This window comes from Neobacillus cucumis (assembly GCF_023715505.1).
The window spans coordinates 367,252-381,376 of the sequence record NZ_JAMBOH010000004.1 but is presented as its reverse complement, the minus strand read 5'-3'; the positions used below and the strand labels follow the sequence as shown (position 1 = coordinate 381,376).

Genomic DNA, 14,125 nt, shown 5'->3' with positions numbered 1-14,125 from the left:
AATCAACTATACCAAATGAAGAGGTGTTTTTTCATGCCTATATTTAAAGTCTAGTACCATACTTTAACCACTCCAAACATTACACACATATAAACTCATTACATTTTTCCAGGTGCGAAAGTTGAGTTATAACAAATTTTCAAGTAATATATTTTATTAACTCTTTTTTCCTCCTTGTCGTTTATCAAGAGGTTAAAACAAAAAAGTCTTGGCAATATTACGCACAAGACTCTATTGTTTAATTGGGTTTATAAATCGTATTTCCTTATTAAATAAGTTGGTGTGCAGCTCCAGGCATGACAATAGCTATTAATTAAATGGCTGCCATACGGAGAAAAATCTTTATTCTTTGGATCATATAATTCCCAGAACGTATCCGCTCCATCTTGGATCATGCCGCCCCAATAGTTCTTCATTTCTGCGATTGCCAGCTCTTTTTCTCCTGAAACCAGCAAGGCTTCAATCAAATGATGATACATGTATGGCGTTGCAATTCCAACAGCTGGATTTTCAGCTAAAAGACGCTTCATTAGATTATTATTCTCTTCCTTAGTCAAAACACCTGCCAGGACCATCCAAATTTGGCTTGCCCAAGATACTTGACGGTCGGAGCCACTGATAAAAAATTGCTGTTTTTCATCCCACAAATAGGTTTTAGTAGCTTCCTCAATTTCTGCAAGACGGTCTTTCAAACTATCTTTTTCTGCTGCATTTAATTCTTCCGCAAGACGGATTGCCTGTTTCATGGTGTAAATTAATACTGCTTGAGATGGAGCTTGTTTGTTTAGCCCTTCCTGCCAATCAATGAATGACCACCAATTGGGGGTATCTTTTAGAATTTTGTTTTCATCTAGTCTTTCAAGTGCAAGTTCAACTTGGCGATAGGCAGTCGGCCATAGTTCCTTCAATGTCTCTAAATCGCTTGTAGCAAAATAGTAATCATGTAATGAGGCAGCAAAGAACAAAGAATAGTCGAATAGATAAGTATCATCTGCAATAAGCTGCGGTGCAACAAATACATTCGCTGGAACTTTGCCTTTATCATCTGGAACACCTGCAAATAGGTAAAGACAACGTTTAACAAGGTCATTTGTCCTGAACGTTTGATAGTTTGCTAGTGCTTGCAATCTTAAGTCGCCGAGCCAAAGCCTGCGATCGCGTTTTGGTCCATCTTCAAAAACATCCTGCATGCAATCTGCTAGTGTTTTAATACTAATTTCATCTATTTTTTGAAGTTCCTCATCCTGATGAGAAATCTTTTGTACAGCAGTTATATTTGCTGATGTAACAGCTTTACATTCTACACTTTCAAAGACAACTCGATATTTAGGTGAGGTATCAATCACGTCAAACTTTACATATCTAAAGCTGTAACGACGAGGTAAGGATATAACAGCTGGAAATACATCAACAAAGATAGTCTCTTCTTGAAGCCACGAACTGCTAAGCCATCCATTATAATTCTCAAACAGTTCTGCCATCTCAACTGGCATCTCTCCAATTGTGAGTTTTAGTTTGAGCGGCGCATCAGGCGGACTGCCAGCTGAACGAATCTTAAACGTTAGGTACCCAACCTGATGGTCACCAAAATCCAGAACAAACGAACCATTTTTTCCATATTCAGAGTCTGATAGAGTGGATGCAGGTGCAACAACCTCTGGCCTCCAGCCATGAATGACTTCTGAATCCGCTTTTATTTCTACGATTGATGAAGGCTTCACAATCGTTTCATGAAGTTGTGGCTTCAATTGTTCCGCTGTTTCAATAAATTTTTCATTTCTTACAATCACTTGTTTTTCCAGTTTTTGAATACTCATACCGCTATCCCCTGCTTCTCCCGTTCACTATTCCGTGCATCAATTTCAGCACGAATTTTCGGGTAAATTTTATCAAGATTATAGAAACTCATTGTAATCATGGAGACAACAACTAGTACGGCCGGAATAATTAAGTACCCCATCTTAATCGCCAGCAATGCTTGCTCTGTTTGATGACCTTTTGGCACATAATGTCCCCAGGTTAGCATAAGTCCAAACAACGCACCTGCAACAGCCATCGTCACTTTTCCGATAAAGCCGTTTAATGCTGATAATAAGCCTGATGCATTGATACCTGTTTTCCACTCACCATAATCGACTGGATCTGCCTGCATCGAAAAATAAATGCTTTGGCGGGTTCCATAGCCAATTGCTGCTATACCTGCCCCAACAATTATGACCGGGATGTTTGAACCAGCAAACAACATGATTAAAATACCAACAAGGTTGACCACACTTGAAATCATAAATAATGTACGTTTATACATTTTTTTCGCAATAAATGGTGTTAAAAATGTACCTGCAATCGGAACAAAGGAACCAATTCCTGCAATCGTAGCAACAAGATCTGCTCGATCTAAATTGTAGGTGAAATAATAGATGAGTGCTCCCTGCTGAAAGAAATAAGAACCCCACATAAACAAGATATTTAAAGCAAAAATATAATATGGCTTGTTTCCTTTCAAAGTAGAAAACGCTTGTTTTACAGTTACTTTCTCAACTTGAACCTTTACCTTTTCTTCTACATTTTTAAAAGTATAAAAGAAGAATAAACAAGCAATGATACTGAAGATCACCATCGTCCAAAAGAAACCAGTCGCTTGTGAACCTCCCCCAAGTGTTTTTACCATTGGCATTGTGAGAACACTGACTGCAGTTGCTCCAATAAAGGAAAAAATAATTCGAACCGTTGAAAGCATTGTTCGTTCCTGAGGCTCACTAGTTAAACTTGGTAAAATGGACGCTAGCGGTATGTTAACCATTGTATAAACCATTGAAAGTCCCATATACGTCATATAAGCATAAAGCAGTTTTCCTACCGGTCCTACATCAGGAACATAAAATGCTAGAATTCCAAGAATGGCGAAAGGAATAGCTCCCCAAAGGAAATATGGTCTTGATTTTCCCCATTTTGTGTTTGTTTTATCAATAATAATTCCCATCATTACATCTGCTACACCATCGACAATCCTTGTTAATAAGAATAACAAACTCACTTGAACCGCTTTCAAACCAACAACATCTGTATAATAAAACATTAGATAAAGTCCTATCATTTGCCAAACTAAATTACATGAAAGATCTGCTGCGCCATATCCAATTCTTTGTCGCCACGCACCTGCTGTTGAGTTCATATCGCAACCTCCTGTATATCATATCGCTGTTTGTTGAACTAGTTCATATACTTATTAAACCGCTTTCTGAATTCGTATACAACAAACAGATTACAGTTAAAACTGCTCTTTTTACAGGTTGATTACATGGGTAAAAGGGCATTTAACATATGTCAGCTATTTTCCCTTTTTACGAAATTGACTTGGGGTACAGCCAAAATGCTGTTTAAATTTCCGATGAAAGAAACTGCTGCTTTCATAACCAATTTCAAAAGCAATGTCATCCATACTTTTGGTTGTATTTTTTAACAGTACGGAGGCACGAATCATCCTCTGCATTTGAACAAGTTCTAAGAATGTTTTACCTGTTCGTTCTTTGAGCATATTGCCAAGATAATTAGGATTGAAATTGAATTTTTCAGCAAGTCTGGTTAGACTGCAGTGATTATAATTCTGTTCAATATAATGAAGAATTTCGATAATATTCGCTTTTCCGGACACACGTGTAAGTTCAAAATTTTTGTCAAGCTGATAAGCACGCATTAACTCGGTTAATACGACAGGTAAATACGACTGAACCATTTCAACGGAGTAGTCCTGTTCATCGAAGAACTCACACATCATATTTTTAATAATGTACTGTAGGTTTTCATTGTCCTCAGAGTGAAACAAAATATAATGGTCATGCCTTTGATTCTCCGAAACTGCATTCACTAAAAAGTTAGACACAATCCCTGTATCTCCTAATCGACCTATGAATGATCCAGTAAAGGTCTCTTTTTTCATAATAATATTTATCAAAATATCATGTTCTCCGAGTGCGGGTATGCTGTGTGGTACGTCTACATCTAACATGCATACCTGCCCTTGTGTCAATACTACTTCCTTACCGTTAATATTTTGCTTACAGATACCTGAGTAGACATAATTGATTTCAATAAAAGAATGCATATGAAGAGGCATATCCGCAAATCTATGATGTTTGCTGATAAAAATTGGACCCTTATTGAAAAAGTACTCTTCCTGCATTCTTGGGATGCTGCTGCCACTTTCAACAAGTAACTCGTGTCCATCAAAATCATTGATATTCTTACGAGTTTTTATTTGAATTTCCTCGATTGGGTCATATTTACGTAAATATTGGTCTAATTGTTTATGATTCATAACGATTTCATCCCTAGTTTTTACTTAAGTTGTGATAATGAAGAAGAAATATTTAAATTTAATATAATGGTTGGCAAATTTATATTATCCAAGTGCCAACAAATAAACATTATTGCTTATTCTATAATGGGGAGGGGATTGAAGACAATAGGAGACTTAGACCAATGGCAGAGGTAAAAAAGATCAGTTGTGATACGATACATTAAAAGCAAAAAATAAACAGACCTACTAGACCTGTTTACTTTTGGTTATTAAATTTTATATCCAAGTATGACCATACCAACGTCCTCGCCATTACAAAATCCAGCGATTTTCTTATGCTCTGTTTCCTAAGAACAACTTTTGTCTCCATGCCAGCAGGATTGGTAAGTTAATCAACCAAACGTCTAGGCATAATTCTTTTTTAGTCACCACATAAATGTTTTCTTGATTTCAAACGGTACAGGCATTTCTCCATAAATTTTTGCTTTGCCTGGAATTGTTGAGTGATTATTTCTCTCCTCTATTACACATACCCAATCCTGCCCATATCCACGAGTAGGCGTTATTATTTTTAGAACGCCTCGCTTTTCAACTGCTAAACTAATTGCTTTATCTGTTATAACATTCGCTTGTGTATAGCTTTGTCCATCTCTGGGATTAAACCACCAAATTTGTAGCTGATCTATTTCCAATCTACTTAAATCTATGGTTTCTTCTCCACCTGATGGGAAGTATAGACAAGCAAATTTCCCTTCCTTTTCTACACATGCCTGTATGTGTTCATCTATAACATCTTCGATCTTATCACTCTGTTCAATTAGTAATTCCTGACAAGGAATACATTGACTTAAATCTCTAGATTCCAAAAAATCTCGCAAGATTTTCATCTGCCATGCTCCAGGTTGGTCCAAAGCTTCAAACCAAGAATATTTTCTGAAACTATCTCTTTCCTTTTCGGAAATCATCCAACACACGGATGGATGACCATATGTATGACCAAATGCCCCGGCGAACAAACTCCAATAGGCACGTTTCCTCACCATCCATCCCCCATGGAAATCAGTTCCAACTGGCCAAGAGGTTGGCATTTGCTCATAGGCAGGTTCGCCATCAAAAACAGGCATAGGATTTTTTCTATTATAATCATTTTTTACTAGTTCATAATTTTTCGGTGTTAACCCATGTCCAGATTGAATCATAATAAATGATATCCAGGCATCATCGTCATTCCAATAGGACATTGTTGAACATTCGCCGGTCTCCGCTTCATGGCATGCATGATAAGTGATTAAAAGCTTTTGCCAATCAGGATCTTTTTCGTTATGTTTAATATCCTTTTGTAGAACCCCTTTTGCAATCCCTTCCGCCATTTTCCGCCAAACATCCTTGTAATCCACCCCTAGATGAATGGGCTGCCTGTCCCCACCTAGACACCAAATGATATTTGTTCTATCTTTATAGCGATTACCAATCCATTTTCCGTATTGAAAAGCATTTTCTTTAGTAACAATTTTTTCTGAAAACTCACCCATCCAGTTATGACCTACTACAAGTTCACCCCATACAGGAAGTAACAGTACATAAAATCCATATTCTTCCGCTTTATCTATTATCCAGTCTAAATACTGAAAATATTTTTCATTAGGAGTGTTCAGATTATCATTTAATAAAGCCTTATCTCCAGCTGGATTTCTCATTTCCCTATCCTGTTCCGGATCAAGTGCAACAATCTGTAATACAGTAAATCCTTGTGATTTTCGTTTCTGCATCAAGTAATCAACATCGTCCCATTTTAATCTCTGTGCGATTGTCCAATCCGTATCTGCCATCCAGATAAATGGTTTCCCATTCTGCTGTGTAAAAAATCTTCTATTTTCTGAGATTTTTAACCTATCCATTTTTTCTCCTTTTTAAATGAAATAAATAGTTAGTTCAGATAAAATTTCTACGGTGTTTAATTGGTAAAACATACTAGCAGCAGCCCTGCGCTTTAACATACTAAAACACCATTTACCGACTGCTTCCACCCATGATAATATTTATCTCTTACATCACTAGTCATCAAAGGTTGATACAATTCATGCCCCTGATTTAGTTTATAAATTTCGTCTGTCGATGTCCAAATTCCTACTCCTATACCAGCTAGATAAACGGAACCCATCGAAGATAATTCGGCTACTTCTGAAGCAATCACATCAATATCCAACATATCAGCTTGATATTGCATTAAGAAACGGTTGCTTGTGGCTCCGCCATCCACTTTTACACTCTTTATTTGAATATTGGATTCTGATTGCATCAGTTCAATAACATCCTTAACCTGATAAGCGATACTTTCTAATGCTGCACGGACAATGTGGGGTTTCCCAGTATTTCGGCTTATTCCCATAATTGCAGCACGAGTGAACGGTTTCCAATATGGGGCTCCCAAGCCTACAAAAGCTGGTACAAGATAGACACCTTGATTATCTGAAATCGAACACGCTAACTGCTCTGCCTCGCCAATTTCATCAATTAATTCAAGCTGCTCCTTTAGCCATTTTATCGTATCACCGGTACTATTAATAATCCCTTCGAGTGCATAGCTCACTTTCCCATTTAATCCCCATGCAATGGAAGTGACCAAACCATTGGTACCGTCTACCATTTCTCCAGTTTGCATTAGAACAGAAGTACCGGTCCCGAATGTCGCTTTTGCCATTCCAGGTTCAAAACATTTCTGGCCAAATAATGCACCTTGTGAATCTCCAATTACACCTGAGATAGGAAGTGCTTCGAACGGAAGTGAAGGATCCTCAGTTACACCAAATAGTTCATTAGAATCTTTTACTTCAGGAAGCATTTCTCTTGGTATATCAAAAAGGTGCAACAACTCATCATCCCACTGAAGGCTATGAATATTAAACAGAAGAGTCCTGCTAGCATTGGAATAATCTGTTGCATGAACCTTCCCGCCTGTTAATTTCCAGATAAGCCAACTATCAATCGTACCTAATAAGAGCTTACCTTCTCTTGCTCTATCTTTGACGCCATCCACATGATCCATAATCCATTTCACCTTGGATGCAGAAAAATATGGATCTGCTTTTAACCCGGTTTTTGATTGTATAATCGTTTCATATCCTTGTTCTTCCAACTCTTCACACATATCTGATGTTCTTCGGCATTGCCAAACGATGGCATTGTAAACCGGGATCCCTGTTTCTTTATCCCAAACTACTACCGTTTCTCTTTGATTGGTTATGGCCAATACAGCTAATTCATCTTCTGGAATAGAGATGGTTTGTACCATCTCTGTTAAAAGGGTTTTAACATTTTCATAGATTTCAACAGGGTCGTGCTCTACCCATCCAGTTTGAGGATAGTGCTGAGTATGACTTGCAGAACATTTATGAGTGATTTGCCCTTTTGAATTAACAAGCAAAACCTTTGTTCCTGACGTGCTTTGATCAATTGCAAGGATATATTGCTCGTGAGACATTAGGAACACCTCATCCTTTATTCACCATCTGAATGGCAACCTTCTTGACATTGTCAACACTTAATCCGTAATATTCAAATACTTCAGCTGTTTTTCCGGCAATAGCAGGTTCGTCTGGAAGACCAAGAATCTTAACAGGAACCGGGTGACTTTGTGAAACAACTTCGGAAACAGCTGAACCTAAACCGCCATAAATACTATGCTCTTCTATGGTGATAATTCTTCCTGTTTCCTCAGCAGCATTCAGAATAGCTTCCTTATCTAACGGTTTGATTGTATGCATATTTATGACCCTGCAATCAATGCCATCCATTTGAAGAGCTACCGCGGAATCTAATGCAATTCTGACTGTCTCCCCTGTTGCAATAATCGTAATATCTGTACCTTCTTTCATCGTAACGGCTTTACCGATTTGAAAATCATAGTCTTCAGAAACATATGAATCTTCTACAGGATTGCGGCCAATTCGAAGATAAACCGGTCGATCATATTTTACCAATGCCTCAATCATTTTTTTCGCCTCATGACGATCTGCTGGCATCATGACATCCAGACCAGGAATGGCACGGGTTACGGCTAGATCTTGCAAAGAATGGTGAGACATCCCAAGCGCCCCATAGCTAACGCCTCCGCTTATGCCGATTAGCTTAACATTTGTATTGGAATACGCCACATCTACTTTAATTTGTTCAATACTTCTCATGCTTAAAAAACAAGCTGGTGAGGCAACAAATGGCTTTTTACCAGAAGCCGCCAAGCCTGAAGCAATCCCAACGAGATTTTGTTCTGCAATCCCTACCTCGACGACTTGTTCCGGTAATTCCTTACCAAAATTCACAAGAGAGGCCGAACCTCTAGAATCACTCGTTAAAACTAAAATATCTTTATTTTCTTTCGCTAAATCTAGTAAGACCTCACTGATGGCTTGACGATTGGCAATCTTATTTCCTTTAGCACTTTTTAGAGCAACAATACTCATTGTAACACCTCCAATTGCTTAGAAAGTTCTTCCATGGCTAATTGATATTCTTCTTGACTCGGTACGTGATGATGCCATTTCGCTACATTTTCAGCAAATGAAATCCCCTTACCCTTGACTGTATTGGCGACAATGAGAGTTGGTTTTCCAATAACCCTTGGAGCCTCCTCGAAAACATTCACCAATTGCTCAACGTCATTTCCATCTATCTCGACAACTTCCCAACCAAATGCTCTCCACTTATCCCCGAATGGTTCAAGGGACATAACATCCTCTGTACTTCCAGTGATTTGCAATCTATTGCGATCAATGATGGCTACTAAATTATCCAGCTTGTAATGTGAAGCGGCCATAGCCCCTTCCCAAACTGATCCTTCTGCCTGTTCGCCGTCTCCCATTAAGGTATAGACACGATACGATTTTCCATCCATTTTGGCAGCCAAGGCCATGCCAACTGAAATGGGCAGCCCGTGTCCCAAGGAGCCAGTATTCATTTCCACACCAGGCACTTTATTGTTTGGGTGACCAATTAATCTAGTATTAAATTGAGAGAATGTCTTTAATTCTTCTTTCGGAAAAAATCCTTTGTCTGCTAAAATCGCCCAGTACGACTCAACCGCATGCCCTTTACTCTGGACATAACGATCACGATCCTCCCATTTCGGTTTTTTTGGATCAATATTCATAATATGATAGTGAAGAACTGTTAAGATATCCGTGTTGGATAGAGAGCCGCCTGTATGCCCCGTACCCGCTTCATAAATCATTTTTAGCAGTTCCATTCGAATTTCTGTTGCTTTCCGTTTTAGAAACTCAATTTTGTTCATTCTTTTTACCTCCTCGCTTTATTTATTAAGGTCACTGCCACGAAGCCATGCTCTGATTTCATCTACAGTTGGGTCTACTGGATCAGGATTCAACCCTGGGATATATTCGCATGCCTCAAACAGGACTGGAATCACGTTGGCATGGATACCTACTGAATGGTGAATATACGGACCTTTTACCAGCTTTTCTTCCCACAATGGCCAGTCATTTACTTCTACCCATACATACGATCCTCTCGAGAACGGCCCTTCAATCCCCTTCGCTTTTCCAAGGAAGATTGAATATTCACCATGATCTCCGTCAAAACGGGCAAGTGTCATTTCTCCACCCTTAATTTCCCCTTCATGTGTACCTGGAGAATGATCGTCAAATAAGAAGTGTTTGTTTAACTTTGGCTTTTCTTCTACACTTAACGAAACAGGGAAATTTCCGCAGTGGAATAACAGCTCGCCATTTGGATTTTCAGGATGACGAATCGTAATATCAGCGAAAAAGGTTGGCTGAGTATTCATGGTAGCGGCTTGAACCATAATCGATGTAATCGCACCATGTATATCGGTTTCACATGTTACCGGGATTTGTTCATCAGTCAGAATGGCATTGGCCAAACATGGCATGATGCCAATAATATCCTGTAAGGTTGACCAGCATTGAATCGCAATAGCTGTACTTCTTGTATCATCCGCAAGTTGTTTCATTGCCACTTTTAAGGAAGCGATCCGTCGAACATCCTGTTCTGTGACGCCGCTCCAGTCGAGCTTTTCCTTGATATAGCTCATTGCTTCATCTAATTCCGGGCTGTCTGTCTTTTCGATTTTTAAGGTTACTTTTTTCAATTCTTCTAGTGTGATCGGATGTATCTGAATGCCAAATATTTCCAACAATTCACCTTCATTACAGATTACGGACCAGAAATCAGATGGCCTTGTGGAAATTTGCAAGATTCGTAGATTATTAAATTGCTTGACAACATTAGCTGCAGCAATGAAATTTTTAAAGGCACGTTCAAAAACAGGGCTGTCAACTGCGCAGTTGGTAATATATGTAAATTTGACGTTAAATCTTCTCAGAACTTTACCAGTTGCAAACATTCCACATTGCGTATCACGAAGACGCATCCCATCTTCCAATGGAGCTTCGTCTCTTGGACCCCAAAGCAGAACAGGTTTGCCGATCGCTTTGGCTACACGGGCAACAATATCTTCAGTACCAAAGTTACAGTGTGGAAAAAATAATGCATCCACTTCAGCATCTCTAAATCGCTTTATTATCGCTGGTTCTTCTAAACGCTCATGCAGCAACCCTTCTTCATTGATCCCTTCCAAATCAACAATTTCAAGGCCTAAGCCAAAGCTCTCTATTTTTTCTCTAATTAAATGTTTATACTTTAATGCATCTTCTTTACTAAATACAAATCTTCTTGTTGGCGCAAATCCAAGTTTAATCTTTTCCATTTTCATGTGCCTCCCAAACAATTTCAAAATATAAACACCAAAATAATAAAGCGCATACAAAAATGTTATTTTTAAAAAACTAAATAATTTTAGTTTTCATCCAAACCCTTGAACAAATAATAGCAACTATTAAATAACTAGTCAATTATTTTTATAAATTATTTTAGTATTTAATTTGTTTATTTATTAAAATTTTAGTATTTTTATATGTTTATTGTATGAAAATCTACTATTAATCTAAAGTTTTCTTTATAAGAAACACTTTTTTATCTAAACAGCAGCTAAACATTAACTAAATTAAAACTAAACCAGCTTGTTATATGCTATAATAAAATAAACAAAAAGTTTAACTAACTTAATGATCTTTTTATCTCTTAGGCAGGTGTTAATAAATTAATGAAAATAGATGATATTGCTAAATTAGCTAATGTTTCGAAATCCGCTGTTTCTCTGGCGTTGAATGGAAAAAATGGTGTCAGCCAAAAAACACGTGAGAAGGTCTTGCGAATCGCTCAGGAACATGGATATATTCCACGCCCAATTATTAAAGCTGATCAATTTGTTCAGCTAAACACAAAACTGTTGAGATTTGTAGCAGTCACAAATGCAGGCATTGTAACAGAGCAATATGAATCACTCCCTTTTTTCACGGATTTAATACATAATCTTGACAGACAAATCGGTACCAGTGGTTATTCACTTATGGTTTCCTCAATCAGTATAGAGAACCTCCAAGATGAAATAACCCGACTCGAACAAGAACAAAAGTCTGCAGGTATATTATTGTTAGGTACAAACTTAACACCAGAGCAAATTAATTTAGTTGCCAGTGTACAGCCAAATATTGTTGTGCTGGATACTTGTTTTGAAACGTTGGACGTAAGCTTTGTCGTCATGAACAACGTATATGGTGCATACCAGGCAGGACAATACTTAATGGAGTTAGGACATCAGCAAATTGGTTATGTAGGGTCAAATACGAGAATGTATAATTTTGATATGAGGAAAAAGGGTTTTTTACAAGCACTTAGTGAAAATGGGTTAATGATTGCCGAAACCAATTACTTTTCAGTATCCCCGACAGTGATTTCATCCCAGGATGTGTTTAAAGAGAAAATCAAAAACCGGTTAAACCAATTGCCTTCAGCTTTATTCTGCGAAGCTGATTATATGGCCATTAGCGTTATAAAATCGCTTAATGAATTAGGCGTTAGGGTTCCGGATGACGTATCTGTGATTGGTTTTGATAACATATTTGAGTCCCAAGTGATAACGCCTGAATTAACGACAATCCATGTAAAAAAGGACCGGATTGCTTTACTTGCTGTTGAAAAACTTATAAAACAGATTGAAAATAATGACACAGATAAGATTAAATTGTTTGTGGATACAGAAATCATTGAAAGGAAATCATGTGTAGTTTCAACACTAACGGAAAGCGAAATAAAAGCCTAAAAAAACCTTAGTTTGGTAACATGAACTATAACCCGAATAAGGGACTCTTAAAAAAGTCCCTTATTCGGGTTTTTTGTGCCCCTTAGATTAAAAAAGACGACTTAAAATCCCCATTTTGGAATTTTAGAGTCGTCTTTTTTTGTGGTGATAAAAAGATTTTTGAAAAACCGAAGGTTTTTCAGTACCCTCCTTTAGCTGCTAGGGCCTTTTATAGGGTCTTACTAAGGATATCAATGAATTTTTCATAATCATTACATTATGGCGGTAGGAACAAATGAAAAAGCGGATGAATAGTTGTGTCCTTTTTCTTTTACCGCTTGGATTCACCATTCCAAATATACAATCTCTATATCCTAACTCAGTCAAATATAATTTGCAGCTCGTTTAGCGACCTAAATCCAATCAGTTTTCTCCATTGCAAGTCAGAAGCCGCTAATTGAAGGTTGTCTTTCCAAACTAGGAATGATTTAATCGCAATTTGTGTTTCTAAACGTGCCAACGGGGCACCTAAACAAAAATGCATGCCATATCCAAATGCAAGATGGGGATTCGGATTCCTCGTTATGTCGAATAAATGAGAATCATGGAATTTATTCTGATCTCGATTGGCAGCTCCCAATAATATATATATTTGTTCCCCTTTTTTAATAGTTGTATTGTGGATCTCAATATCCTCAGTAGCAATCCGAGCGGTCATCTGTGTTGGGCTCTCATAGCGTAAACACTCCTCAATCGCTCCTTCAATCAGTAATGGTTTTTTCTTTAGCTCCATCAGTTGATTAGGATGTTTCAATAAGGTAAGGATCGAATTGCTAATAAGATTGACTGTTGTCTCATGACCGGCAATAACAAGTAAAATGCAGGTTGCCAATAATTCCTCATCTGTTAACCTGTCCCCTTGCTGTTCCTCCTTTATTAACAAACTGATAAGATCCTCTTCAGGGCTGTGTCTCCGTATTTTAATTAGTTCATTAAAATAATCCCTTAAGATTATAGTAATTGCATTTCCATTATCTAACGCCTTTCTCGAACGGGTAAAATCAATGGTTTGAATTAAGCTTGCCGCCCATTCTCTAAATTGATATCGCTCTTCTTGAGGTACTCCTAATATTTTCGCGATAACGAGACTTGCTAAAGGAAACGCAAAATCGGAAACCACATCCATTGTTTTCTTATTTTGAAACTTGTGCAGTAAATCGTTTACCGTTTCTTGGATAAAAGGACGAAGATGTTCCACCATTCTAGGAGTAAATAGGTTACTAACCAGGAAACGCAACCGCTTATGGTCTGGTTGATTTTTAAAAAGCATCATGTTATTTTGGATGTTTTTGAGCTGCTCATATTTTTTCGATGTCTGGGGCAGCGGGGTGCGATTTTTAAATCGAGTATCTTTAAGAATGGTTATTGCTTCTTCATATCCTGTCACATACCATCCCGGATACTTTAACAGGTTTCCCCAATAGATTGGGTGCATGGATCGAAGCTTTTCATAAAATGGATAAGGATTTTGAAAAAACTCAGTAGTAGTAAATGAAAGTGGTAATGTTTGATTTAAATCTGTTTTCATGTCAGCCCCCTTTAATTTAATCACAATCATCTTACAGAGATCCATCACTCATATCTCTGTAAAA

The 14,125-nt window shown here is 37.7% G+C and carries 9 protein-coding genes and 1 pseudogene; 1 reads left to right on the top strand and 9 read right to left on the bottom strand.

Annotated features, from left to right (window positions below; all coding sequences use genetic code 11):
* Positions 1-248 precede the first annotated feature (248 nt).
* The 8 genes and pseudogenes from M3226_RS09020 to M3226_RS08985 form a co-directional block, all read right to left on the bottom strand.
* Positions 249-1,817, bottom strand: a complete 1,569-nt coding sequence (locus M3226_RS09020; RefSeq protein WP_251564522.1) for an alpha-L-rhamnosidase-related protein — start codon at positions 1,815-1,817, stop codon at positions 249-251.
* Positions 1,814-3,172, bottom strand: a complete 1,359-nt coding sequence (locus tag M3226_RS09015) for an MFS transporter (RefSeq protein ID WP_251564520.1) — start codon at positions 3,170-3,172, stop codon at positions 1,814-1,816. The genes M3226_RS09020 and M3226_RS09015 overlap by 4 nt, the downstream gene beginning before the upstream one ends.
* Before the next feature lie 156 nt (positions 3,173-3,328).
* Positions 3,329-4,315, bottom strand: coding sequence for an AraC family transcriptional regulator (locus tag M3226_RS09010; protein WP_251564518.1), 987 nt, complete (start codon positions 4,313-4,315; stop codon positions 3,329-3,331).
* A gap of 407 nt (positions 4,316-4,722) precedes the next feature.
* Entirely contained in the window at positions 4,723-6,195 is a 1,473-nt protein-coding gene (locus M3226_RS09005) for an apiosidase-like domain-containing protein (protein ID WP_251564516.1), read from the bottom strand.
* A 92-nt stretch (positions 6,196-6,287) separates the two neighbouring features.
* Complete coding sequence (gene glpK, locus M3226_RS09000; protein ID WP_251564514.1) at positions 6,288-7,778, bottom strand: glycerol kinase GlpK; 1,491 nt, start codon at positions 7,776-7,778, stop codon at positions 6,288-6,290.
* 10 nt (positions 7,779-7,788) lie between these two features.
* Entirely contained in the window at positions 7,789-8,757 is a 969-nt protein-coding gene (locus M3226_RS08995) for a transketolase family protein (RefSeq protein ID WP_251564512.1), read from the bottom strand.
* Positions 8,754-9,587: pseudogene (locus M3226_RS08990) on the bottom strand (transketolase); the annotation flags it as partial. The pseudogene M3226_RS08990 and the gene M3226_RS08995, both read right to left, overlap by 4 nt.
* 15 nt (positions 9,588-9,602) lie before the next feature.
* Positions 9,603-11,039 (bottom strand): L-fucose/L-arabinose isomerase family protein, encoded by a 1,437-nt coding sequence (locus M3226_RS08985; protein WP_251564508.1) that lies wholly within the window; start codon positions 11,037-11,039, stop codon positions 9,603-9,605.
* A 396-nt stretch (positions 11,040-11,435) separates the two neighbouring features.
* Between M3226_RS08985 and M3226_RS08980 the strand changes: the two genes are divergently transcribed.
* Positions 11,436-12,494, top strand: a complete 1,059-nt coding sequence (locus M3226_RS08980; RefSeq protein WP_251564506.1) for a LacI family DNA-binding transcriptional regulator — start codon at positions 11,436-11,438, stop codon at positions 12,492-12,494.
* Between the two features lie 358 nt (positions 12,495-12,852).
* Here the strand turns inward: M3226_RS08980 and M3226_RS08975 are convergent, their stop codons facing one another.
* Positions 12,853-14,061, bottom strand: a complete 1,209-nt coding sequence (locus M3226_RS08975; protein ID WP_251564504.1) for a cytochrome P450 — start codon at positions 14,059-14,061, stop codon at positions 12,853-12,855.
* Positions 14,062-14,125: the final 64 nt, after the last annotated feature.